General features: G+C 46.0%; 22 protein-coding genes and 1 pseudogene. 5 read left to right on the top strand and 18 right to left on the bottom strand.

The window, feature by feature from the left end; translation table 11 throughout:
- Positions 1 to 20: 20 nt before the first annotated feature.
- The 7 genes from ACMXI2_RS06115 to ACMXI2_RS06085 form a co-directional block, all read right to left on the bottom strand.
- The gene (locus ACMXI2_RS06115; RefSeq protein WP_483780812.1) at positions 21 to 893 is read right to left on the bottom strand and encodes an EamA family transporter; all 873 of its coding nucleotides are present in this window, start codon (positions 891 to 893) and stop codon (positions 21 to 23) included.
- Positions 894 to 1,292: 399 nt separating this feature from the next.
- Positions 1,293 to 2,084: a DUF4249 domain-containing protein gene (locus ACMXI2_RS06110; RefSeq protein ID WP_483780811.1), complete on the bottom strand. Its 792-nt coding sequence runs from the start codon at positions 2,082 to 2,084 to the stop codon at positions 1,293 to 1,295.
- Positions 2,085 to 2,095: 11 nt separating this feature from the next.
- Positions 2,096 to 4,399 carry a TonB-dependent receptor gene (locus tag ACMXI2_RS06105; RefSeq protein WP_483780810.1) on the bottom strand — a complete coding sequence of 768 codons (2,304 nt, stop codon included), beginning with the start codon at positions 4,397 to 4,399 and terminating at the stop codon, positions 2,096 to 2,098.
- Between the two features lie 144 nt (positions 4,400 to 4,543).
- Entirely contained in the window at positions 4,544 to 5,236 is a 693-nt protein-coding gene (locus tag ACMXI2_RS06100) for a LytR/AlgR family response regulator transcription factor (RefSeq protein WP_483780809.1), read from the bottom strand.
- Positions 5,233 to 6,258: a sensor histidine kinase gene (locus tag ACMXI2_RS06095; RefSeq protein ID WP_483780808.1), complete on the bottom strand. Its 1,026-nt coding sequence runs from the start codon at positions 6,256 to 6,258 to the stop codon at positions 5,233 to 5,235. The genes ACMXI2_RS06100 and ACMXI2_RS06095 overlap by 4 nt, the downstream gene beginning before the upstream one ends.
- 122 nt (positions 6,259 to 6,380) lie before the next feature.
- On the bottom strand, positions 6,381 to 7,610 hold the full coding sequence (locus ACMXI2_RS06090) for a PepSY-associated TM helix domain-containing protein (protein ID WP_483780807.1): 1,230 nt from the start codon (positions 7,608 to 7,610) through the stop codon (positions 6,381 to 6,383).
- Positions 7,611 to 7,846: 236 nt separating this feature from the next.
- On the bottom strand, positions 7,847 to 9,214 hold the full coding sequence (locus tag ACMXI2_RS06085) for a TlpA family protein disulfide reductase (RefSeq protein ID WP_483780806.1): 1,368 nt from the start codon (positions 9,212 to 9,214) through the stop codon (positions 7,847 to 7,849).
- 209 nt (positions 9,215 to 9,423) lie between these two features.
- On the opposite strand from ACMXI2_RS06085, the gene ACMXI2_RS06080 reads away from it, so the two are divergent.
- Both ACMXI2_RS06080 and ACMXI2_RS06075 read left to right on the top strand, forming a co-directional pair.
- On the top strand, positions 9,424 to 11,178 hold the full coding sequence (locus ACMXI2_RS06080; protein WP_483780805.1) for an ATP-binding response regulator: 1,755 nt from the start codon (positions 9,424 to 9,426) through the stop codon (positions 11,176 to 11,178).
- Between the two features lie 252 nt (positions 11,179 to 11,430).
- The gene (locus tag ACMXI2_RS06075; protein WP_483780804.1) at positions 11,431 to 12,144 is read left to right on the top strand and encodes a 2OG-Fe(II) oxygenase; all 714 of its coding nucleotides are present in this window, start codon (positions 11,431 to 11,433) and stop codon (positions 12,142 to 12,144) included.
- Between the two features lie 3 nt (positions 12,145 to 12,147).
- On the opposite strand, the gene ACMXI2_RS06070 is transcribed toward ACMXI2_RS06075, so the two are convergent.
- Entirely contained in the window at positions 12,148 to 12,570 is a 423-nt protein-coding gene (locus ACMXI2_RS06070) for a secondary thiamine-phosphate synthase enzyme YjbQ (protein ID WP_483780803.1), read from the bottom strand.
- Positions 12,571 to 12,851: 281 nt separating this feature from the next.
- On the opposite strand from ACMXI2_RS06070, the gene ACMXI2_RS06065 reads away from it, so the two are divergent.
- Positions 12,852 to 13,283, top strand: a complete 432-nt coding sequence (locus ACMXI2_RS06065) for a response regulator (RefSeq protein WP_483780802.1) — start codon at positions 12,852 to 12,854, stop codon at positions 13,281 to 13,283.
- Positions 13,284 to 13,288: 5 nt separating this feature from the next.
- Here the strand turns inward: ACMXI2_RS06065 and ACMXI2_RS06060 are convergent, their stop codons facing one another.
- From ACMXI2_RS06060 to ACMXI2_RS06045, 4 genes are all read right to left on the bottom strand, one after another.
- Positions 13,289 to 14,275: a GlxA family transcriptional regulator gene (locus ACMXI2_RS06060; protein WP_483780801.1), complete on the bottom strand. Its 987-nt coding sequence runs from the start codon at positions 14,273 to 14,275 to the stop codon at positions 13,289 to 13,291.
- A 77-nt stretch (positions 14,276 to 14,352) separates the two neighbouring features.
- The gene (locus ACMXI2_RS06055; RefSeq protein ID WP_483780800.1) at positions 14,353 to 15,621 is read right to left on the bottom strand and encodes an MFS transporter; all 1,269 of its coding nucleotides are present in this window, start codon (positions 15,619 to 15,621) and stop codon (positions 14,353 to 14,355) included.
- Positions 15,622 to 15,649: 28 nt separating this feature from the next.
- On the bottom strand, positions 15,650 to 15,868 hold the full coding sequence (locus ACMXI2_RS06050) for a hypothetical protein (protein WP_483780799.1): 219 nt from the start codon (positions 15,866 to 15,868) through the stop codon (positions 15,650 to 15,652).
- A gap of 54 nt (positions 15,869 to 15,922) precedes the next feature.
- The gene (locus tag ACMXI2_RS06045; RefSeq protein WP_483780798.1) at positions 15,923 to 16,513 is read right to left on the bottom strand and encodes a TetR/AcrR family transcriptional regulator; all 591 of its coding nucleotides are present in this window, start codon (positions 16,511 to 16,513) and stop codon (positions 15,923 to 15,925) included.
- Positions 16,514 to 16,646: 133 nt separating this feature from the next.
- Between ACMXI2_RS06045 and ACMXI2_RS06040 the strand changes: the two are divergent.
- Positions 16,647 to 16,901 (top strand): annotated as a pseudogene (locus tag ACMXI2_RS06040) (winged helix-turn-helix transcriptional regulator); the annotation flags it as partial.
- A gap of 2 nt (positions 16,902 to 16,903) precedes the next feature.
- Here ACMXI2_RS06040 and ACMXI2_RS06035 read toward each other — a convergent pair.
- Both ACMXI2_RS06035 and nudK read right to left on the bottom strand, forming a co-directional pair.
- The gene (locus tag ACMXI2_RS06035) at positions 16,904 to 17,677 is read right to left on the bottom strand and encodes a helix-turn-helix domain-containing protein (RefSeq protein ID WP_483780797.1); all 774 of its coding nucleotides are present in this window, start codon (positions 17,675 to 17,677) and stop codon (positions 16,904 to 16,906) included.
- 176 nt (positions 17,678 to 17,853) lie between these two features.
- The gene (gene nudK / locus ACMXI2_RS06030; protein ID WP_483780796.1) at positions 17,854 to 18,432 is read right to left on the bottom strand and encodes a GDP-mannose pyrophosphatase NudK; all 579 of its coding nucleotides are present in this window, start codon (positions 18,430 to 18,432) and stop codon (positions 17,854 to 17,856) included.
- 57 nt (positions 18,433 to 18,489) lie between these two features.
- Here nudK and ACMXI2_RS06025 point away from each other — a divergent pair, with 57 nt between their 5' ends.
- A complete protein-coding gene (locus ACMXI2_RS06025) occupies positions 18,490 to 19,236 on the top strand; it encodes a DeoR/GlpR family DNA-binding transcription regulator (RefSeq protein WP_483780795.1) in 747 nt (248 codons plus the stop codon).
- 19 nt (positions 19,237 to 19,255) lie between these two features.
- Here the strand turns inward: ACMXI2_RS06025 and ACMXI2_RS06020 are convergent, their stop codons facing one another.
- The 4 genes from ACMXI2_RS06020 to ACMXI2_RS06005 form a co-directional block, all read right to left on the bottom strand.
- Positions 19,256 to 19,429 (bottom strand): hypothetical protein, encoded by a 174-nt coding sequence (locus tag ACMXI2_RS06020; RefSeq protein WP_483780794.1) that lies wholly within the window; start codon positions 19,427 to 19,429, stop codon positions 19,256 to 19,258.
- A gap of 59 nt (positions 19,430 to 19,488) precedes the next feature.
- A complete protein-coding gene (locus ACMXI2_RS06015) occupies positions 19,489 to 19,764 on the bottom strand; it encodes a hypothetical protein (RefSeq protein WP_483780793.1) in 276 nt (91 codons plus the stop codon).
- Positions 19,765 to 19,824: 60 nt separating this feature from the next.
- Positions 19,825 to 20,940: a glycoside hydrolase family 76 protein gene (locus ACMXI2_RS06010; protein WP_483780792.1), complete on the bottom strand. Its 1,116-nt coding sequence runs from the start codon at positions 20,938 to 20,940 to the stop codon at positions 19,825 to 19,827.
- A gap of 66 nt (positions 20,941 to 21,006) precedes the next feature.
- The gene (locus tag ACMXI2_RS06005) at positions 21,007 to 22,803 is read right to left on the bottom strand and encodes a RagB/SusD family nutrient uptake outer membrane protein (RefSeq protein WP_483780791.1); all 1,797 of its coding nucleotides are present in this window, start codon (positions 22,801 to 22,803) and stop codon (positions 21,007 to 21,009) included.
- Positions 22,804 to 22,807 lie beyond the last annotated feature (4 nt).

Raw genomic sequence — 22,807 nt, 5'->3', positions numbered from 1 at the left:
AAAATGCCCGGTCCCTTCTTCTATTTGCGGAAATAATGTGCATTGAACAGCAGCATCGACAGCAGCATTAGTGTTACTCCCGCCCACTGCAGGCCGTTCACCCGTTCATGCAGGATGAAATGCGAGCATACAATGGCTACCGGCAGTTCAGCGGTCATGATCACAGCGCTGATACCCGCACCTACTTTGGGGATTCCTTTTGCAAACAGCAATGGCGGAATAATGGTACCGAAAAGCGACAGGAACAGCGCCCACTTTAGCAGCCCCGTATCGAAGTGCGTGCTGGCTACCAGTTGCGGCGCATTCACGAGGAAGATGCACAGCGTGGACCCGGTGATGGTGACCGCGCTTTTCTTACCGGCGTCCAGCGATTTGCCTGCGCGGCTGTTGGCAATCACATACACTGCATATAAAAAAGCAGAGGCGCCGGCGTACAGCATACCTTTCACTGACAGCCCGGAAAGGCCGCCACCAGCTAATCCACTGCCCATCCAGGTTCCCACCAAAATGAGGATGGTGGTGACGAGTTGTAATGCGGAAGGCTTCTTTTTAAACAGCAATGCTTCCAGCAGCAGGCCAATCCAGGTGAACTGCATCAGGATCACGATGGCTACTGATGCCGGTATGTAGGCAACTGACACATAATACACGAAACTGGTAAGACCAATACACCCGCCTGTGATCAGCATCCAGGCCCAATCCCCGGGCTTCATGGAGTGGCGTTGCCGCCGGGTGATGAGATACAGGAGCCATAAAACAATCATGCCTGCAAAGGCTTGTGTAACGGATATTTCCGCGGCAGTATAGCCTTCGCGGTAGGCTAATTTTACAAAAGTAGAGAGGATGCCGAAGCTGCATGCGCCGGCGAAAACCATTATTATATACCTGGTCATTATTTTCGGTTGTGTAAAAAAATAAGAGAGAATACGGGGTACACAAAAATAACCAGGTCAATAAACAGACTTAGTGCATATAAATGACGAACTGATTCCTGCAACAGGAATAGCTAAGAGCCGTAGTAGCGCTGGTTATTTCGCGAACAAAACAACAACAGCCGGCGGAGGTGTGCTTGAATAAATACGATGCATTTGTGCTTGATTATGTACCGCAAGATAGAAATATTTCTTTACATCTCTCTAAAAAAAACAGCAGCGCCGGCGCTGCTGTTATAATGAAATCGTTACTAACAATTAAACCCGTACGATAATTTTACCTGCTGAGCTATAATATCTCTATTTCCCTATACATTTCTTGTATCAATATGCGCGTTACCTGGATTGAGGGTCATTTTTTTATGGCAGTACGGCACTCTTTGTCTCCACTGTGTGAGCTGAAAATAATCCCAATGCTCCATTTGAAATATTGCCCGGTGGATTGTTTGGCGTAGTTCCGCCCCCCGGGCCGCTATCTCCCATCAGGGCCAGCGTGGTGTAATACAATGCCGCCTTCTTGTCAACGCATTGCATTTGCATGGCTATCGAATCTCCCGGCTTAAACTCAATATCGTCATCATTTATTTCCAGCCTTACGGAGTTAACTACGCCATTTCTCACTTCGTCATTTTGTACCAGGTGCTGGTTGATCAGTTTACTGTTTATCCATAACACAAACCGGTAATTGTTACCCTTTGCTGGCGGATCTTTATAAACCGGTATTAAGCTGTATTCTGTTTCGCCGGTAATAATATCGGTTTCTACTTTAATGGAATCAAACGGCGCCCGCTGTGGCATGGTGCTTTGTGCAGTATATGTTTGATTCTCCACCTGTACTGTGAGTGTATATGTTCTGCCCTCCGCCCCTATCAACGTGTTGGTACGGTAGGTTCCATTTCCCAGTGGGGTAAGGGATTCGCTTTTCCCCGCATCATCGCTGACCGTAACGATGGCATCATCAATGGTAGGATAACGTCCGGTATCTGTCAGGCTGAGCGACTTTGTAATTCTTACATAATATGGTCCGGCTTCATTAGTGATATTGCCTTCTATGATAATCCGGGACTTATTGCCCTTGTATTTTAGATCCACTATTTTCTCGCAACTTGTAGCAAGTAATGCGATGAATAATATGCTGATAATATTTTTCATTTTATTCAGGCTTAAAATTTGAAATTATAGGTTATACCCGGCACCCATTGAAAGAGTGAGGTTTGTACTGCATCTATTTTTTGCGGGTTGTTTTTGTTTTCTTTAAAAGTGATGCTGAACGGGTTGCGGCGGCCATATACATTGTATAGCCCGAAACTCCATGAGCTCTGCCATCTTTTCCTGGCAGGTCTTTCGTAAGTAGCGCTGATATCCAGTCGGTGTGTAGCCGGCATCCTGTCTGCATTACGGCTGCCATACTGATAAATCACCATATCGTTCAAGATATATTTGCCTGTAGGAAATGTTACTGCGTTACCGGTAGTGTAAACGAAAGTGCCGGAAAACGTCCATCGTGGTGAGAAGGTATAAATACCTACAATTGACAGGTCATGCGTACGATCCTGCTTTGCATTATACCATTGCCCGTTGTTGATGCCATTTATTTGTCTTTCTGTTTTAGAAAGCGTATAACCAACCCATCCTGTTAATTTCCCCTGTTTCTTTTTCAATAAAACTTCCAGCCCATAAGCCCTGCCTTTACCAAAAAGCAATTCACTTTCAATATCCGGAACGGTGTTTATATCCGCGCCGTCCCTGTAATCTATCTGGTTTTGCATTGTTTTGTAATAGGCTTCCGTACTAAGTTCAAACGCATTATCTTTAAGATTTTTGGTAAGTCCTATGCTGAACTGATCGGCTATCTCCGGTTTAATATTGTAACTGTTTCCAATCCATGCATCGGTGGGACTTCCACCGGTTGAATTGCTCATCAGGTGCAGGTTTTGGGTATTGCGGGCATAACCAATTTTCATGGTTGCAGTATTATTCAGCCTGTAGCTTGCAGAAATTCGTGGCTCCAGGTTGTAATAGGTTTTGCCAACTTTTCCATCGGCTAATTTTATGGAGTCTATAAGTTGATTATCCTTGTAAATATTATAGCTGCCGCCGCCCAGCACATTGTAAAACGAAAACCGTAGTCCATAATCAATATTAATTTTATCGGAAATCTTCCAGGAATTGCCCGCATACACAGCATTCTCCAATCCTTTACGGCTTTCCTTATTATTTACAATATCCGTTCCTTCCGTTTTTGTAGGCGTAATGGTATGGTGTATGATATTAAAGCCAAAGCGTACGGTATTGTTGGTGTTGGCATACCAGGTAAAGTCCTGTTTCAGGTTCAGGTCCCTGATATGGGAATTAAAATTGATTTCACTGGCATCTGTTTTGAAACCTACGTTGAAATCATAATTACTGTAAATGAAAGAAGTGTTGGAAAATAATTTACTGTTCAATATGCTGTTCCATCTCAATGTAGCGGTTGCGTTGCCCCAGTCGCTTCCAAACAGTTTAGATACGGCAAGTACATCTTTTCCAAAATATCCGGAGAAGTATATTTTGTTCTTATCATTGATGGCCCAGTTGGCTTTTGCGTTCAGATCATAGAAATATAGTTTAACATCTTTCATATCGGGGGAAAGTCTTGCAAACAGGTCGGCATACGTCCGCCTGCCGGAAATAATGAATGATGATTTCTCTTTCTGAATAGGGCCTTCTATCGTCAGCCTGCTGCTGATCAGGCCAAGCCCGCCGCTTACCTGGTAATCCTTGTTATTACCTTCCTTCATTTTTACATCGAGTACAGATGAGAGGCGGCCGCCATACTGTGCAGGGCTGTTGCCTTTGATAATAGTGACATCCTTAATGGCATCACTGTTGAAAGAGCTGAAAAAGCCCAACAGGTGCGATGCGTTATACACCGGCGCTTCATCCAGTAATATCAGGTTTTGGTCGGTGGCGCCGCCTCTGACAGAAAAACCATTGCTTCCTTCACCATTGGATTTTACACCTGGCAATAACTGGATGGTTTTCACCAGGTCTTTTTCACCAAATACCACCGGCACTTTCGAGATTTCTTTCATATTCAGTACCTCGGTACCCATTGTGGCTTTCGTAAGGATATCGTTATCTTTTTTTGAGCTGATTACCACTTCCTGTAAACTGCTCCCATCAGACATGCTGATACTTACCGTAGTATTTGAATTCAATGTTATGGGAACTAATTGCTGCTTATATCCAACATAAGAAAAGCGCAATGTATAGTTGCCTTTAGGAAGCGACACAGAATAAAAACCGTACTCATTGGTAGTTACTCCAATGGTGGGTTTTTCCACCACCATTACCGTTACTCCTATGAGTGTTTCGCCGGAAGATTCCTGCTTCACCGTTCCGCTTACGGTATACTTTGACTGCGCCAGCAACAACGTTGTGCTAAATAGCAGAAGGAGGTTTACGACTATTATTTTCTTATACATAATAATGAATTAGGATACCTTGTTTGTGTGTTTCACTTTGCGTGTGGGAATCATTTTTATGATTACGATACAAATATGAAATCAAAAGTATCCTCGCAGAAATTTTTGAGAAGAAGTGAAAGATTTATGCGAAGAAGGGAGCTTTTAAGAAGAATAACGGTTAAAAAACTCTTCAGCGTAAGTCCGGCCAACAGGAAACTCTTTGTCGCCAATAAAAATGGTGGCGCCTCTTACTGCTTCAATTTTGCTGAATGGTAATATGAAACTGCGATGCACGCGAATGAAATCGGCAGCAGGCAGTTTTCCCATCATATCTTTCATTGGCATCCGTGCAACAATGGTTTTGCGATCTTTGATATAAATTTTGAGGTAATCGGCTAATCCTTCAATGTATAGGATATCTGCCAAGGGGATTTTGGCCAAACTAAAATCAGCGCGAATAAAAATATGCTTATCTGCGCCCTGGTCTTTTTTGTTGATATAGTCAAAATACTCCAGTGCTTTATTAATGGCTTGTGTAAAGCGTTTCTGATTGATGGGTTTCAGTAAGTAATCAATGGCGTTTAGCTCGTAACTAACTGCTGCGTATTCGCTGAAGGCGGTGGTAAAAATCACCATTGTGTTTTGCTGCAATGACCTTACCAGGTTAAGTCCTGTCATGGAAGGCATTTGTATGTCGCAAAAGATTAAGTTGGCAGGAAATTTCCGTAAATACTTTAATGCTTCGGTAGGTTGAGTGAAAGTTTTTTGCAGGTGAATGCTTTCACTTTTATTGCATAGTGATTGAAGCACGGTAAGCGCTAACGGTTCATCGTCTATGGCAATAGCCTTTATCATAGTAAATTGATATGTAAAGAAACAGAAAATTCTTTTTCGGTATTGTTAATAACCAGCAAATGTTTTGAAGGGTAGATTAAATTCAGGCGATGCTTTGTATTTTCAATTCCCAATCCGCTTCTTTCAGAAATCTCCTTTTGAACGCTCACTTTATTATTTGTTACTCTTAATTGAAATTCTGTTTTGTTCATGGCCGTTTCAATTTTGATATAGCTCTTTTGTTCGGAGTTCACACCATGCTTAAAAGCGTTCTCTACAAAAGGGATCAGCAGCATCGGGGCAATTTGCAAAGCAGGGATATAGTCCAGGATATTATATTCCAGTTTCACGCTTCTGTCTAAACGCAATTTCTGTAATTCAATAAAATTGCTGATGTAATTTATTTCATCTTCCAGCAAAACAAAATCCTGTTGGGTATCTTTCATGGTATACCGCATCATCTCCGAAAGTTTATCAACCATATCCGCTGCTTTGGGTGAAGTATCAATGGCGATAGCATAGATATTATTCAACGTATTAAACAGGAAATGAGGGTTGATCTGCGATTTGAGAGAAGCAATTTGTGCAGAAAGTTTTTCCTTTTCGGTTTGCTTTAACCTGTTATAAACAGCCAATAGAATGGAGGATGCAATGGATAAGAGCCATAATGAAATAGCATTGATGATGATAACGGGAATAATTTTTTCAATAGTCGGATTTGTTTTGGATAATGTTTCAGGGTTGAAATCAGAAAAGAAAAATATGACGCCGCAAAGGACCAATACCGTTGCTATTGCGAGCAACAGGAAGAAGAAATAAAGCCAGTATTTTTTAAAAAGCAGGTACCTGGGGATCAGGAAAAAGTAGTTGAAGTAAAAAGTTACTATTAATACGGTACTTAAAACCAAACAGAGAAGGAGATATTTTATATCAGAGGCGGGGTCTAACGAATTAAAAACCTGGTCGGTTGAAACGTAAGGAATAACCAGCAATAATACCCAAACCAGGGCGTGCATGGCAATGGTAAATGGCTTAACTTTCATATTTCATCATTACTTTGTAAATGCCGAAAAAACAAAGGTATGTTTCTTTTCCCCGGTTCAAAAAAAATGAGAAAAAGGAAGATAGTTTGTAGAAGTATGAACAAAGCACTGATCCATTTGTTTTATGCCGCCGTTGTTTGCGCCTTCTTTTTCACCGGCGCCGGCGCTTTCTTTTTCCGGCCTTTACCCCACCAGATGATAAACCCGGTAACGGGCAATGTAGCGCCGATCAGGCTGGCGAAGAATGCCATGAACTTGCCGGGCAAACCCAGGATGCTGCCTACGTGAATATCGTAGTTCATGCGTCTGAGTTTAGCTCCGAATTCAGCTTCTTCGAAGCGCTGTTCATATAATTTATTACCGGTAAGCGGTTCCAAAGTATGCTGATCAAATGTGTACCGCTGGTTGTTATAGTACTGTCCTTTTTCAGGATATACAATAACGGTAATGGAAGCTGTGGCTCTGGAAGTATCCGGGAAGGCCATGTAAAAACCGGATGCCCCCGGATGTTTACCCACTGCTGTTTTCCAGGCGATGTCCATTTTCTGACCGAGGTTATCATAATGTTTCTTGCCGGCCTGCAGGGAGTCGGATTTCAGCTCCCTGAATTCCGGGAGTGTTTTTCCACCGGAAGTAGCCCAGTAGAGGCTTTTACTCCACCATTCGAGGCCGTATACTATACCGGTAACGCCTATAGCAAAAAGCACCAGCAGCGCGTAAAATCCAAGTACGTTGTGCAGATCGTAGTTGACCCGTTTGAAGCTGGCGCCCCACTTTATTTTAAAGCTTTGGTTGCGGGTACTTTTATTCCATCTTTTCGGCCACCATAATACCAGGCCGCTGATGAGGGTGATTACGCAGATCAGGGTGCTGTAGTTCACAATAGGGCGGCCGATCTTAAACGGCAGCCAGAGGAAGCGGTGCCCGTTGAGCACCCATCTGAAGAAATTCAGTTCTCCTTCTTTACGGTCCACTTTATTGATTACTGCGCCGGTGTAGGGGTTCAGCTTCAACGTGGAACCTCCTCTCCTCGCGCCGATGTTGGCTTCCACTGCTTTGCCTTCTTTATAAAGTACATATCCTACAGATTTGCCGGGATATTCTTTCGCTGCTACTTCCAGGATCTTTGAGGGAGTGATGAGTGGCTGCGACTGTACCGGAACATTTGTTTCCGGTTCCATCCAGCCGGTTATTTCCTCATTGAATACGTAGATGCACCCCGTTACACACACGATCACTACTATGATACCGGAAGCAATGCCCAGCCACAAATGCAGCCAGGCGGAGATGCGGTAAAACAGCGACCGGGAGTTTGTTTTTTTCCCGGCCGTTTTCCTTGAATTTGCATTCATATTTTTCTGCATAAAAAGCGATATCAATAATCTACTTTAATCTTTCCGCCATCCACCGTGAGCCCAAAGGTAGGCGCATATCTCTCAAAGCATTTTCGATATCGGGAATTTTTCGGGGGATTTATTTTTCCGGATTGCGAGCGGAGGTTGTCTTTCTCAGGATTAAACTGATTATGCTGATTTAACTGATTTTATTTTTCTGGGGTTTTATTTTATGTTGATTTTTACCGGGAGTTTTATTTGTGGGAAGGTGTATTCAATGCGGCTTTCAGCTGCTCCGCCACAGAAGAGGTATAGCCGGGCATGGCAATTATTTCGCGGTTTTTATTAAGAAGGATATAGGTGGGGTAGCCGGCAAGCTGCAATTTATCGGGATAGCCTCCGGTGCGGCCATTGTACAGCGACAATACCCCGGGAACCTTTTCGCGTTTATCCAGGAATGCTTTCATTTTCTGAAGGTTGTCGTCAACAGAAACAGCAACAATGGTTAGTTTGCCGTTGCATTGACTGATCCAGCCGGGAAAGTTTTTCATTCCTTCCACGCAGCCCCAGCACCAGGTGGCCCAGAAGTCGACCAGGATAAGATCGGATTTGATATCTGCAAAATTCACGGTTTCATTCTTTTCATTTTTCAGTGTCAGCAACGGAAATTTATTCCCGACGCGGGCGCGGGTATTTTCCGAGATAACACGGGAGAGCATGTTCCGGATGCGGAAGTCGGGGAGGCTATCCGGGATGGTGGCGCGGATACGGCGGGACAGTTCATCTTTCAGCTCCGGCTCTCGGCTGATCCGGTATGCCTGGTTGCAGCCTGCTACCAGTGCCAGCTGTTCCAGCTGCGGCGATTTAAAGTAAGCAGCTTCGTGGGTCACCTTATCAATGAGGTGATTGGGGGGATCTTTGTACCGCTGGTGGGCCAGATAAAGTATTCTTACCATCCTGTCATTTCCCAGCAGCTCCATATAGAATGGATTTCTTTCCGCGATGGGTGCGTTATTGAAATAATCATTCTCAAAATGATCCATCAAGCCAATGGTATCCGGCAGCTGTTGCACAAATGCCAGGTAATAGATCGCCGCATCATAGCGTAGCAGCGGGTAAGCTGCTGATGTGGTATCTCCGGTATATTTTAATACTATTTCACGGAAGTGCTGAAAAATAGTATCTGCCGGCATGGTGAGCCGGAAACTGCCGGTAGTATCCACGAATAAGGGATACCAGTTTTTCCCGAGATCCTGTTCCAGGTTATGCAGGAGCCGGTTCACGGGAACGCCGGCAGCATCGGTTACCGCGAGCTGTCCGGTAGTATCCTGGATGGTATAGGCGCCGCCCGGCAGTACAAAAAAAGACAGCGACCTGTTTTCCACGAGCAGTTTTATCAATGGTCCGCAGGAATCCGCTACGGTTACCCGGAAACTGCCGGCGCCATTTGTATGTACCTTTAGTATTTCCACCGGTGCTTTACTGATATAATCGGCATAGCCGTACAGGGTGACAAGGCTGTGCGGATTTGCCTTTAGCTGCCCTTCAATAACGATGGCGCCTTTCCCCGCCACGGGTATGATAAACAGCCAGATGACCAGGTAAAACAAACGGACATTCATGTACATGATAATTTAAATATGAAAGTAGTGTTTATAACTGACAAAAAAATGTGCGTTAATTGTTCAAATCTTCACCGGGTAACTTTAAACCTCTGCTAAAACAAGAATGTTGTTTACAAAGAATTTACACTTGATAATCTACATTCTTCTACCTTGAATGCGTCAGGAAAGAAAAACCTGCAACCCCTTAACATGAAAACCTGGATTTTATGAAAAACAACAGTACCCTTACCAGGATGAACAGCAGTAATAGTAATACGGAGGCAAACGAAACAAAGGAACGGATTATAAAGATTGTCAATTCCCTGGCTATAAGCGCCAGCCTGCTGGCATTTACGCTTGGATGCCTGCTATATTATATGACCGGCTACGGAATTATTTTTTACCCGGCCATGCTGGAAAGCGCCCTCTTTCTTTCCACGCTGCTGATTACGCGGTACAGTAAACCGGTTTATGGGAAACAGCTAATGTTCTTATTACACAGTATTTCTATCTGGTTTTTTGGCATGTTGCTGGGACCTGCTTCCCAGATCTACCTGTTTGCCCCCTTCCTTGCTTTTTGTGTATTCCTGGTATTTGAAAAGCCGCTGTCGCATGTGCTGGCGCTTGTTACCTCCGCGGTGGTAATGATACTGGTTATCCTTAATTTCAGGTACCCGGTGATTGCTCCACTTCCCCTTAGTAAGGAAACCGAATTATACTTACACTGGCTGGTGATCATTGCAGCTACTTTCCTGAACGGAACGGCCCTGTATTATTTTGCAAAGGAAAGCAGGTTTCAGAATAAGCAACTGAAATCACTGGTAACCCAGCTGGACAAAGCCAACCAGGCCATGCGCATCTATGTGCGTGAAACCACGCACGAAATAAGATCGCCATTAAATGTGGTGAACAGCATCCTGCAAAATTATATTGAAACAGCCGACCAGGGAAAAAAGACGGTACAGGTAGGTATTGCCCACCTGGAAGCAGTACATTTTGCCTGCCAGGATATGCAGCTGGTGATGAGCAACGCATTGGGGTGGTCGAAAATTGAGGCGGGGAAAGATGAAATCTGCCATTCGCCGTTCCACTTCAGCGACTGGGTGCAGCATTTATGCGACACCTATGAATATCTCGCCAAAAGAAGATCTGTACATATTCATATTTCGCTGAACGACAACCTGCCTGAATATATCCTGGCAGACAAATCCAAGCTTCGCACCATTATCGTAAACCTCCTCAGCAACGCCATTAAGTTTACCACGTTCCGGTCGATTATTACCGTGAGGGCCGGCATGAAAAACAACCAGCTGGTGGTTTCCGTAACCGATCAGGGGGCGGGCATTTCCACCGACCGGAAGGAACACATCTTTGATCCCTATGTGAGTGAACCGGGGCAACACACAGAATCCAGCGGGCTTGGACTGCCCATTGCCCTGCATATGGCCCGCATGATGGGAGGCGATCTCTCTGTAGCAGATAATCCGGATGGCGGCGGCAGCATCTTCACCCTGCGGATGCCGGTGGAAATTACGACTCCCCCTTCTGCTACAAATCATATTATCAACTATTCCATATTAAACGGATTGAAAGTACTGGTAGTAGACGACGACCACCTGAACCACCTCGCATTTTCACTGGCGCTGAAACGCATGGGCATAGAAGTGATCCTGGCCGACTCCGGTCCGCAGGGACTCACCAAAGCGCGGCTGCATCAACCGGATGCGATATTAATGGACATGATCATGCCCTATACCAGCGGTGTGGAAATGTTGGCGCTGTTCAGGGCCGACCGCCAGTTACGGCAGATCCCCTTTATACTGGTATCCGGCAATGCTTATAGTGAAGTAAAGGAAGAAGTTATTGCTTCCGGCGCAGATGGATTTCTAAGCAAGCCGGTAAATATTGAACAACTATATACGATATTGAAAGACCTGGTAAAAATGGCGGACGCTACTCCGCCGGTTTCAATTGCCAGGTAGCCCTGATACCTACTACTCTTTATCGCTCCCCGCAAAAAAATGGGCATAAAAATCCGGGATGGGACTGTTCCGGATGCCCGATATTGTTTCCTCCACCGGGTAAGATACTTTGCGGATGGCCGGTGATCATAATATCCGCATGAATAAATCCTGAGAAATACTATTATTCCGTTGAATAATACCAATCGCAAGAACCGGGTTTTCTGTGGTGGCCCGTGCAGCTACTTTTGTATCTCCATATAAAAATACCAGATGAAAGATATTAAAAAGCGGTTACTGGCGCACGACTGGCAACATGCCGCCACACAGTTGAACGATCATGGCTATACCTTGCTGAAAGGCGTGCTGGACAAAGAAGAATGTAATTCGCTGGTCAATGCCTACCAGGCAGATGACACCTATCGTAAAACGATTGTGATGGAGCGTTACCGCTTTGGGAAAGGAGAATATAAATACTTTCAGTATCCACTGCCGGAGCTGATCACCACTATCCGCGAAACGGTGTACCCGTTTATTGCGCCGGTAGCCAACAAATGGATGGAAGTGCTAAATATTGCGCAGCGGTACCCTGCTACACATGCAGCGTTAAAAGAACATTGCCACGCCAACGGACAAACAAAACCTACCATCCTGATCCTCAAATACGGCCAGGATGGTTTTAACACGTTGCACCAGGACCTGTACGGCGATATTTATTTCCCGATGCAGCTGGTGGTATTCCTGAATGAGCCGGAAGAAGATTATACAGGGGGCGAGTTTGTATTAACAGAACAGATTCCCCGGGCACAGTCCAAGGCCAATGTGCTGCGGCCACAGCGGGGCGATATGCTGATATTTACCACCAATTTCCGGCCCGTAAAAGGCAGCAAGGGGTATTATCGTGTGAACATGAAGCATGGCGTAAGCCCGGTGCATAACGGCAGCCGGCATACGCTGGGTGTTATTTTTCATGATGCGTTGAGCTGACTGTTATTCGCCCCATGCGGTAATCAGCAGGTTCCGCGGACCGCCATAGTTGCGGTGTTCGCAGAGGTACACGCCCTGCCAGATACCTAATGCGAAGCGTCCGTTGCGGATGGGGATCATAACGGAACTGCCTAACAGCGCCGCTTTCAGGTGGGCGGGCATATCGTCGGACCCTTCATCATTGTGCAGGTATTCCGGATCATTTTCGGGAACTGTTTTATTAAAATACATTTCAAAATCTTTCCGCACGGTGGGATCTGCGTTTTCATTCAGCGTAAGTGATGCGGAAGTATGCTGGATAAATACCTGCAGCATCCCCGTTTTTATTTCGGAGAGTTGCGGAAATGCCTGTATGATTTCTGTGGTGATAATATGAAACCCTCTTCTTCTTTGCGGTAGCTGTAATGCCTGCTGGAATATTTTCATGCCATGCAAGTTAAACATTTCGGCTGGCCTTTTACCTCTGCCGTGGTGCAAAATGGAGGACCACAATACGAGTGACAACAACTATTTTTCATGGGGATGTGTTTCAGGGTGATACTATCCTCTTTACAATATTTGCGCCCACCGGTGTAACAATTAAAGGAGCTCGGCCATATGTATTATAAAATCTTTAATTTGAATGCAGACGCATTTTTGTTTATCTTCATATTTCCCGCCGAAGATCACAAACGAATGTGAAGACCTAAATGCTTAAAATTTTAGCCATGACAAGACCACAACAAATAATGATTATTGATGACGATGCGGATGACAGAATTTTTTTCCAGGAAGCCATCAATAATATTTCCCCGGTTATAGAAACGCATGTATGTGATAGCGGAATACAGGCGATAGCTATGTTCCAGGAAAATAAAATTCCTGCCCCCGATTACATTTTCCTTGATTTCAACATGCCGCTGATGAATGGGCGGGAATGCCTGATAGAGCTGAAGAAGATCCTGCAGCATCAGTTAACAAATATTGTGATCCTGAGCACTTCTGATATGAAAGAAGACATGGAAGATGCTATGCGGCTGGGTGCAAAATTATTCCTTACCAAGCCCAATACTTTCCAGGAACTGTGCACCATGCTGAAAGGGGTATTGGAAGGGCGATGGCATAAGATCTTTTCCAATTCCACAAGTACAGAAAAATAAAGGATTTATTTAACAGCGGTTGCTCCTTTATTGTATTTGTTCCTATATTCCAGCGGTGACAAGCCGGTGGTTTTCTTAAAGATGGTTCTGAATGCCTTTGTATCCGAATACCCAACTTCCCACATAATTTCATTGATATTTTTACGGCTGCTTTCAAAGCTTTTTTTGGCTACTTCTACTTTAACCCGTTGAATATATTCCGAAACAGTATTGCTGGTTGCTTTTTTAAATCTTCTTTCCAGGCTTCTGCGCCCTACGGCAAACATGGATGACAGCTGTTCTACCGTGATCTTTTCCTGCCAGTTCTGTTCAATAAATTCCTGCGCCTGTTTTACTGATTCATCCTGATGTTCACGCTGACCTTTGAAGATGGTGAAAGTTGCCTGGTTGGTGCGGTCTATTTCAATTTCAAAATACTTGGATGCCAGGATGGCCATATCGCGGTCGGTGTATTTCTCTATCAGGTAAATGAGCAGGTTCCAGAAGGAGTTGGCGCCACCGCTGGAATAAATACCTTTTTCATCTGTAATGATCTTTTCAGATACCAGTTCCACATCGGGGAACATGTTCCTGAATTCATTGGCTGCCAGCCAGTGCGTGGAGCAACGTTTTCCTTTGAGCAGGCCCGTGGACGCCAGTAAAAAGGCCCCTACACAAAGGCTTGCCACTTCTGACCCTCCCTGGTGCTGCTGTACAATCCACGGATAGAAATCTTTATTCTGTTCTATTACCATTTCACGCTCCCCGTTTACTGCGGGAATGATGATCAGGTCTGCTTTGTGTTTTTCTGTGATCATTACGTCCGGGGTTACTTTAAAGAACCGGTCGTATTCATGTGCGTCTTTGGAGAGCCCTACCAGCTTTACGTTAAACAGCGGGTCCTTACCAACGCTTTCCAGGAAATCGTTGGCTTTGGTAAACAGTACAAACGGGCCTTCAATACAGCTGAGCGCAACAGCGCCTTTGGGGACGAGAATGGAGATCTGTTTCATAGTTCAAATCTAAGATAAAAGTTTCTCGGAATCAACCCTAAACGGGTGATGAAAGTACCTTTATCTTACTAAATTTTTTACGCCTCCGCTACTACTTCCGTAGTATTCACCACGGCGCCTTTGGCAAGTTTTCTTTTTACGATCAGGCTTACGCGGTGTACCAGGTAAATACAGGGAAGCGTTAACCCTACAATTACCCATCCGAGTGTATCGTAATGTTCCAGCGGGCTGAATTTATCTTTCTGTGCTACGATCATGCCTGCAATCACCGCTGCTATTCCGCCGGCAATTTGTTGCAGGGAGGAGTTCACGCTCATAAATGCGCCACGGTCCGACAGGTCGGGGATACCGGTGGTTAAAGCGGTGAAGGGGATCATGCGGCCCATAATACCTGCCATCATCAATACGTTCAGGCACATAATGATCCAGAGTGGTTGCGGTGTTAAGTGCGTATAAATAATGATGATCACCAACGCATAGATGGAAGCAATGGAGAAGAGGGTGAACCTGTCTCTTTTATCACTTAACTTTCCCAGCACCGGCATAATGAACAGGGAGCCTACGCCGGTAACCATGAACAATAAAGGCAATTGCTCGTGTGTAACGTGCAGGTTATTTACGGCGAATGCACTACCGAAAGGCATCATCATAAATCCGCCTACAGACATCAGTGCGGTTGCGCTGAAACCGATGCGGTAGTCGCGGTTCCTTACGGTGTGCCACAGGTGTGTGAACGCGCTTTTATCGCGTTGTACGGCCAGGTGTGCAATAACCGGTTGCAGCTGAAGGATGATCAGCAGCATTACAATAGCGGCTACGCCGGCCACGAGGAAGAAGGGGGCTTCCCATCCCCAGGCATTGGCGAGGTATAGCCCGATAGGAATACCGAGTACCTGGCTGGCGCCGAATGCCATTTGTACAAATCCCATTACGCGGCCGCGTTGTGAAATATCAAAAAGATCGGTAACGATGGCCAGCGAAATAGATCCGATTACACCGCCGAATAAACCGGTGATAATGCGGGCGGCGACCATCGTGTAATAGGTGTTGGCCAGTCCGCAGCAAAGTGTGCCGAGGATAAAGCCGGCGTAAAAAAATACCAGGAGTTTTTTACGGTCGAAGCGATCGGCAAAGCCGGCGGTGAGCAGCCCGGAGATACCGGCGCTGAAAGCGTAGGCCGATACGATGAGTCCGAACTGGTTTGGTTTTATGCTCATCGATTTCATGAGCATATCGCCGAGCGGCGACATCACCATAAAATCGAGGATGACCGTGAATTGTGTGAGTGCCAACAGGGCTACTATCATTTTCTGGTTACCGGAAAATGCGGGTGATGTTTGTTTCATTCAGGGAGATTTTCAGCTTATGTATTTGTTAATCTTCCAGCTCTGCACATTCGTACTCGCTGGCGTTGATCAATGCGATGATGCGATCCGGTACCGGTTCTGCGGCTACCACTCTCAGTACGCAATCTATGTCTTCCATGTCTACTGTCCACTTTTCAATAAAGGGCTGCTGATCCAGTAACGGGGCTACCTGGGAGCGGGCTTGCGCAGTAGCAATGTTTGTTTTGAAAATAAGAACGTGTTGCATAACTATATTGTTTTGTGAGCGAGCGTTCATTTATTAATTTGACAAAAAAAAGAGCTATTTCATCAATCCTTTTACCACACAGTCGAATGTTTCTTTCATGATCTTCTCTGAGAACTTAAACTTACGGCCGCCGAGGCTTTGTCCTTCGTTATGAAATTTTATCAGCGAGTACAATGGCGCAAAGGCAACGGACCAGTATACTTCCAGGGGCATTTCGTTGATCTCTCCCCGTGTTACCGCATTATGCACGTAGTCACCCATTGCCCTGCGGAATTCATGCGTGATGGTTTCCAGCATTTTGTCTTTATAGGTAGAGTTACGCAGCTGTTCAAAGAAGTTGGCGGATAGGTGGTTATCCAGTGCAAAAGCGGCCCTGTTTTTCCACTGTACCCATAGCCCTTCCTTAAAACTCATTTTCGGGTCAAAGTCTTTCAGGGTGGCCTGCGTCATTTTTATTCCTTCTTCAATGCTAATGCTGGTCAGCAGGTCTTCTTTATCTTTATAATAAATATAAATAGTAGCCGGAGATACACCCGCTGCCTTTGCCAGCCGGTTGATACCAAAATTTTCGAGTCCATCGTTAGCCACCATTTCAATGGCGCACTCGCGGATGGCCTGTATTTTATTTTCGTCTCTGTATCTCATGCAGTACAAAGATAAGTGAGCAATTGCTCATTTTAAAATATTTTTTTTGAGACAGGGGGATTTCAGGAAGGGCCGGCTATTGATTTTATAGCCAGCCCTTTGAAATTAGTGTGAAAGATCGGGCGGGGTAAGAAGGCCCGGTGAACTGCAAAAGGCCATGCCTGCTGCCAGCCGGCGCGTGCTGGATTTGCAGCTAAGGGAACTGGAATTTCACGGGATCATCAAACGTGTTATTTATCATGAGCTGCCACCGACAGCAGAATACTATCTTACTGATTTTGGCGCGTCGTTATTGCCCGTAGTGGATGCGATGGATAAATGGGGAGAAGCCTACCAGGGCGGATTTGAGGCATTGATGAAAAAGAAGGAAGAACCGGTGGCGGTATGATGCTACCACCAGGTGGCCTGCTGAAAAAATGCCTGTGGTGTTTGCCCGGTGAAGGCACGGAAATCCTTTATAAAATGTGCCTGGTCGTAATAGCCGGCGTCATAAGCTGCTTCCGTAAGACTATCAGCTTCCGGGAAATGATCGAGCAGGTGCCGTAATCTTACGATGGCGGAGAACTGTTTGGGAGTAGTTCCCACGCTGCGCCTGAAACGTTTTTCGAAGGCATCCTGACTGATATACAGGTCTGCGGCCAGTGATTTGATCTTTACATCGCCGGCGGCGGTTTTAATTTGCTGTACGGCGTTACGGATGAGTAAATCCGGTTGCCGGCTGCTGAGTGCGGCGATAAGAAACTGTTCCACCACAGCAATCCGTTGCAGGTTGTTTTTTGCCTCGCACAACTGTTCTTCCACTTCCCTTACTTTATGGTGCTGTACCAGTTGATCAAGCGATTCATGCGTATCAAAAAGTTCATGCAGGGGTGTTTTGAAAAAGGCCGCAGCACCACCTTCCCTGAATTTCACCAATACATTGCCGGCGCCGGGCGCATAATGTAACAGGCGGGAAGTTCTGCGCAAACCTGCCAGCGCTGTTGCCGGCAGCTCGGTTGCTTCACCCGCGTCTCCGGCCATCACTTTGCCGCCAAACCTGAAAGACATCACCACAGCAGTATCCGGCATTACGCGGTTCTCCATACCGTCTTTGCTTTCGATGATCAGATAAGCGCTGACGTAAGGAGAAAGGATCGCTGACGGGAGATAACTTTCCATGTTCATGTGGTAACAAATTAAGTGTTTATAAAGATACGCATAATTAGTGTTTAGTCCGCAGCGGACTAAACGCTAACGCGCTTATTTACCGCATGGCCTTTATCAATACTCCCACCTGTTCTTCTCCATAACCGGCGATGAGCGCAATGCCGTGTTAGCCGGATAAGCCCGTGCAGTTTCGTTTAGCCGCACAGGTGATGAAGCGCCGCATATTGCAGCAGCATAATTGTTTTTCCGTCTTTGATTTCCCCGGTGCGGATCATATCCATTGCCTGTACAAACGGGAGTTCCAGTACTTCTATATTTTCCTGTTCGGCTTCCAGTCCGCCGCCATCATGTACTTTCAGCTCTCTGGAGTATGCTGCCACAAAGAAATACAGGATTTCGGTAACAGAGCCGGGCGACATATACGCTTCAAACACTTTTTCCACATCGGTTACCTCGTAGCCGGTTTCTTCCATCGTTTCCCGGCGGATACATTCTTCCGCATTATCTTCATCCAGTAAACCGGCGCAGCATTCTATCAGCAAACCGGTTTCATTGCCATTAATATAGGTAGGCATGCGGAACTGCCGGGTTAACACTACGGTGCCATATTCTTTATTATACAGCAAAATAGTAGCTCCGTTGCCACGATCGTATGCCTCGCGCTCCTGCTTTACCACTACTCCATCGCTGCCCTTCATTTCATACGTAATTTTCTTCAGTGTGTACCAGTTGTCCGACAGAATGGCCGTTTCCAGAATATTGACTGTTTTCATATTAATTGATCGTTTATGATCGTTTTTGATTATTTTTGATCAAGTTAATTATTTAAAATGAATTTCCAGCTAAGAAAACAAAAAATACTGTCGCTGTTAACGGAGAAAGGAGAAGTAGAAACCGCTGAACTGGCGCGGGCATTGGGTATTTCAGAAATCACCATCCGGCGGGATCTGAACCAATTATCGGACGATGGACTACTGTACCGCACCCACGGCGGGGCCATCCCGGTAAGTGAGCCGGATTCGCCTTTCGAATTTGTGAACAAAGCAGCCGCCAACCAGGCAGCGAAAGATAAGATCTGCAGAAAAGCGGCCACGCAGATCAACGACGGCGATATTATTTTCATGGACTGTGGCAGCACTGTTTTCCGCCTATGCCAGTTTATAAAAAACAAAAAGATTAAAGTGATCACCAACTCTCTCCCGGTGATATTTGAACTGCAACACTCCGCGGTATCACTCAATATTATCGGCGGTGAATACGACGCCGCCCGGCAGGCCATACACGGCACTATGGCCACAGAGCATATTCAACGATATAAAGCAGGTAAAGCATTTATTGGTGTAGATGGCCTCTCGGCGCAGGGATTATTTGCACACAGTGAAAAGGAAGCCGCTATTGCCACCGCGCTGGCTACGCAAAGCGGTTATACCTACCTCTTATGCGATGCGGGGAAAATCGGGAAAACTTCCTATTTGAATTTTGCAGGACTGGAATTGGTGGATGCGATTATTACGGATGGAGATCCGGCGGAACTGAAGTATTGTAAGAAAAAGGGAGTGACGGTGATGGGTGTATGAGCCTATTCCAATACCTCCTTCAACCGCTCCTGGTATTCTGAAAGATGGTAACGGGGACGGTAGTACGTTGTATGTTGTTATAAGCAGGAAAGGTATACTTCAATAGAAAGGAAGGCAGGATGGGATAATAATACCTGCCCATATCTTTCATACTGAATATGGGGCCTGCAGAATGAGTTGCTTCGGATATCACTGCCGGGGGATAAAATAAAAGAAGGCACTTCCTTTCTGTTTCTTCCTCCTCATGCATTTTCAGGATAATGGTATCGGGCATACCCTGGAAACCCCACAGGCTGCTCCACCCAAGCCAACCGATACAATATTTTGCACGTTGGTAAGACCGGGACCGGCCATTACCTTCGCATAGGAAAAGCCGGCGGATTCATCATCCATTATCCGGAATGAGGTGGCAGCAAGGATTTTACGGGCTTGTACGGCTTTCAGTTTCACAATATACTGCGGGTGTTTTTCATTGTCGATCAGCGTATCCACGCGGCGGTCGTATGCAAATAACAACATCGTTTTCATGAGGTATATTAATTGAAGCGCAAAAATAGCGTTTTACCTCATGAAAACGATGCCATGTTATCAATTTGCCGGAGGGCATATCTGCATCATGTATACCGCGCTGCTGGCCTCATAGGATTGCAGCACGCCGGTTACACAAGGCACTTTATAGTTACGGTAGGTTAACCCGCGGGTAACGTCGCGGTTGCCCCAGGCGGCGTTGATATTTTTCTGGATCCAGGGCAGGAATTGCGTTTGGCCGGCGTCGTTGATCAGCGTCATTACGTATTGTCCGAAGATGGCCTTTAAGATGCCTTGCTCATTCCAGTCGCCTTCTGCGGGCATAATACCATTTACATCGCTCATGGTTTTCTGCGTGTAGGCAGCCGCCAGCTTTGCCTGATCAAGATAAGCAGCGGTACCTGTTTCTTTGTACAACATTACCGCAGCGCCAATAAAGGTGCCCTGGTTGTAGGTATAATCAGACCAGCCTTTGTTGCCGTTTACATCATTATCTGCTACCCTGCCGATGGCCGGATCGTAGAGATTATTTACTCCCCAGTTATACACGTCTTTTGCTTTTTGCAGATAAGCAGCGTCGCCCGTGATCTTATATAAGGTCATGGCGGCGATCACTGTGGGGAAGTTAATGCAGGCGTTTTTACCACTATGGTTAAAGTCCCAGAACATGCCTCCTTTAACCGGGTCGTAAGACCCGTCCCATACCCTTTTGAACCCTGAGACGGAGAGATCCAGGTATGCTTTGTTGCCGGTAACCTGGCTGGCGCGGGCCAGGGAGATAACCCACCACATGATATCATCATAAATAAACCATTCTTTGGTATTGTTCCAGTTGTATTTATCGTAGCGGTTATACCCGCCCTGGAAGATGTCGGTGATACGTTGGAGATCGGCCGGATCCTTTGTGCTTTTATATACGTTCATGGCCATGTCCCAGTAAATGGCCTGGACCCAGATGGCGCCGATGCCGTTCTTTTCGGTATTGCTGTAATAGAGCTTATCGGCTGTGCTGTAGAAATACTGGTTAAAGCTGGCGTAAGCAGTAGCTGCATCTTTGGTGGTGAAAGATACTGTGGGTGTTGGCCCGGGTATTACCGGATCTTCTTTCGCATTGCTTTTGGAACAGTTGCTGTGCAGCAATAATGCCGCAAAAAGTAAACAGATTATCTTGTACATATGATCGGGTTAAAACCGGAAGCAGGCTACTATAGTCCGGCTTCCGGTAGTTTATGTTGAATATCTTTACCAGCCCGGGTTTTGCACCAGCTGTTTATCGTTGTCCACATCATCTGCGGGCAGCGGGAACAGGTAATGTTTTCTTTCAAATACACGGGTTTCAAAAGGTACTACCTGCAGGAAGTCGGGCATATCTGATCCGATGTTCAAACCATAGATAGGACCGTTTTCTGTTTGTTCTGCTATTTTCCAGCGGCGTACATCAAAGAAACGATTATTTTCAAAAGCCAGTTCCACACGGCGTTCTTTGCGGATAGCCTCGCGGATAGCCGCCTGTCCTGCGGGAGCAGGCAGTTCTGCGGATCCGTATTGCGGGATACCAGCTCTTTCCCTGATGAGGTTCACATATTTCAGTGCCTCGGGGCTGGCCGGATTGGCTTCATTCACGCATTCTGCATAGCTGAGATAGATCTCTGCGAGGCGGATGAGCATCAGCGTACGGCCGCCTATATCCCATTTGCCGAGGCCCTGCGCTTTGCGCACAATATAACCGGTAGGACTGTAATCGTTGTTACCTGTGGCCTTACCGGAGTTACCATGATTATAGATCCGGGTAACGATATTTCCGAAAGATTTATTCAGCCAGGTACTTCCATCATAGGTGATGTTTACATAAAAACGGGGCTCGCGGTTTACCCATTGGTTATAGATATTGCTGGGCGCCGTTTCGTTAGGACCGGTGAAATCTGAGTAGCCTGTTTTTACATACTGCGACAAAGGATCATCGATGCTTCTGCCATTCTTCATAAAAAATGCGTCTACCATATCCTGGGTAGCGCCTAAGCCGCCGCTTCCCCGCACATCGCTGGAAGACGCGCCGCTGTGGAACGGCGTCATTTCATACTGACGGGAATTCAGCGAATTTTCAGGACGGGCAAAGATCACTTCCGGGTTCCAGTCGGTCAGGAATACGTCCCTGCAGGAAAGATAAGGATCAAATTCTCCCTTTGCATTATTCTTCTTAAATAAACTATAGGTAGAAGGTACAAACTGGTCGAGGAAAGATTTATAGGCGTCTGCGGCCAGTTTCCATTTATTGGCGTCGTACGACTGGCTGATGAGCTGTTTGCCGTCTGCATTTTTCAGGGCAGCCATATCGGTGTTGCCATTGAACAACGGGCTGGCGCTATACATCAGGGCATTGGCGCGGAAGGCCAGTGCGATTCCTTTACTGATACGGCCGTAGTCCTGGTCGTTGTTGGGTATCACCGGCAAGTTGGCGGCAGCGGTTTCCAGTTCGGAAATAACATAGGCCACGCATTCATCAAAGGAGTTGCGGGGCATCTGGAGACTGGCATCCACTTCCACCGGCTTTTCGCCCATGAGTACAACGGGACCGTATATACGCATCAGGTAAAAATAATACATGGCGCGCAGTGCGCGGGCTTCTGCTTTGTATTGTGTAATAAGATCCGGGGAGAGATCTGTTATTTTATCAGCGTTATCGATAAATACGCTGGCTGCACGGATACCGCGATAAAAATTGGTCCAGTAGTCGCCCACAAAACCGGATTTGGCGTCCCAGCTGCCGATGTTCACGTTGTTGGATTGTACAAATCCCCACACATAATCTGCTTCATCGCAGCCACCGGTCCATAAGCCGCGGTTGTTATAATCACCGGCGTTCCGTTGCCCGAATTCATCGGGTATGCGGACGTATACGTTGTTCAGAAATTTCTGCGCGGTAGCCCAGGTACGAAAGGTTTCTTCAATGGTTAACCGGTCGTCCGGCACCTGGTCCAGGTATTTCTTGCAGGACGTCAATAACACAATGCCCAGTAAAATATATAATAGCTTTTTCATGATC

It is taken from the genome of Chitinophaga sp. G7 BAM 1005 (assembly GCF_057126945.1).
This window is presented reverse-complemented; position numbering and strand designations above follow the sequence as displayed.

Excerpts from the sequence above, each read along its gene's own strand:
- ACMXI2_RS06065 (WP_483780802.1), top strand. The coding sequence starts at position 12,852 with ATGACAAGACCACAACAAATAATGATTATTGATGACGATGCGGATGAC.
- ACMXI2_RS06025 (WP_483780795.1), top strand. The coding sequence starts at position 18,490 with ATGAATTTCCAGCTAAGAAAACAAAAAATACTGTCGCTGTTAACGGAG.
- ACMXI2_RS06090 (WP_483780807.1), bottom strand. The coding sequence starts at position 7,610 with ATGAATGCAAATTCAAGGAAAACGGCCGGGAAAAAAACAAACTCCCGG.
- ACMXI2_RS06075 (WP_483780804.1), top strand. The coding sequence starts at position 11,431 with ATGAAAGATATTAAAAAGCGGTTACTGGCGCACGACTGGCAACATGCC.
- ACMXI2_RS06085 (WP_483780806.1), bottom strand. The coding sequence starts at position 9,214 with ATGAATGTCCGTTTGTTTTACCTGGTCATCTGGCTGTTTATCATACCC.
- ACMXI2_RS06060 (WP_483780801.1), bottom strand. The coding sequence starts at position 14,275 with ATGAAACAGATCTCCATTCTCGTCCCCAAAGGCGCTGTTGCGCTCAGC.
- ACMXI2_RS06005 (WP_483780791.1), bottom strand. The coding sequence starts at position 22,803 with ATGAAAAAGCTATTATATATTTTACTGGGCATTGTGTTATTGACGTCC.
- ACMXI2_RS06105 (WP_483780810.1), bottom strand. The coding sequence starts at position 4,399 with ATGTATAAGAAAATAATAGTCGTAAACCTCCTTCTGCTATTTAGCACA.
- ACMXI2_RS06080 (WP_483780805.1), top strand. The coding sequence starts at position 9,424 with ATGAAAAACAACAGTACCCTTACCAGGATGAACAGCAGTAATAGTAAT.
- ACMXI2_RS06070 (WP_483780803.1), bottom strand. The coding sequence starts at position 12,570 with ATGAAAATATTCCAGCAGGCATTACAGCTACCGCAAAGAAGAAGAGGG.
- ACMXI2_RS06010 (WP_483780792.1), bottom strand. The coding sequence starts at position 20,940 with ATGTACAAGATAATCTGTTTACTTTTTGCGGCATTATTGCTGCACAGC.
- nudK (WP_483780796.1), bottom strand. The coding sequence starts at position 18,432 with ATGAAAACAGTCAATATTCTGGAAACGGCCATTCTGTCGGACAACTGG.
- ACMXI2_RS06050 (WP_483780799.1), bottom strand. The coding sequence starts at position 15,868 with ATGCAACACGTTCTTATTTTCAAAACAAACATTGCTACTGCGCAAGCC.
- ACMXI2_RS06115 (WP_483780812.1), bottom strand. The coding sequence starts at position 893 with ATGACCAGGTATATAATAATGGTTTTCGCCGGCGCATGCAGCTTCGGC.
- ACMXI2_RS06110 (WP_483780811.1), bottom strand. The coding sequence starts at position 2,084 with ATGAAAAATATTATCAGCATATTATTCATCGCATTACTTGCTACAAGT.
- ACMXI2_RS06100 (WP_483780809.1), bottom strand. The coding sequence starts at position 5,236 with ATGATAAAGGCTATTGCCATAGACGATGAACCGTTAGCGCTTACCGTG.
- ACMXI2_RS06035 (WP_483780797.1), bottom strand. The coding sequence starts at position 17,677 with ATGAACATGGAAAGTTATCTCCCGTCAGCGATCCTTTCTCCTTACGTC.
- ACMXI2_RS06015 (WP_483780793.1), bottom strand. The coding sequence starts at position 19,764 with ATGAAAACGATGTTGTTATTTGCATACGACCGCCGCGTGGATACGCTG.
- ACMXI2_RS06055 (WP_483780800.1), bottom strand. The coding sequence starts at position 15,621 with ATGAAACAAACATCACCCGCATTTTCCGGTAACCAGAAAATGATAGTA.
- ACMXI2_RS06095 (WP_483780808.1), bottom strand. The coding sequence starts at position 6,258 with ATGAAAGTTAAGCCATTTACCATTGCCATGCACGCCCTGGTTTGGGTA.
- ACMXI2_RS06045 (WP_483780798.1), bottom strand. The coding sequence starts at position 16,513 with ATGAGATACAGAGACGAAAATAAAATACAGGCCATCCGCGAGTGCGCC.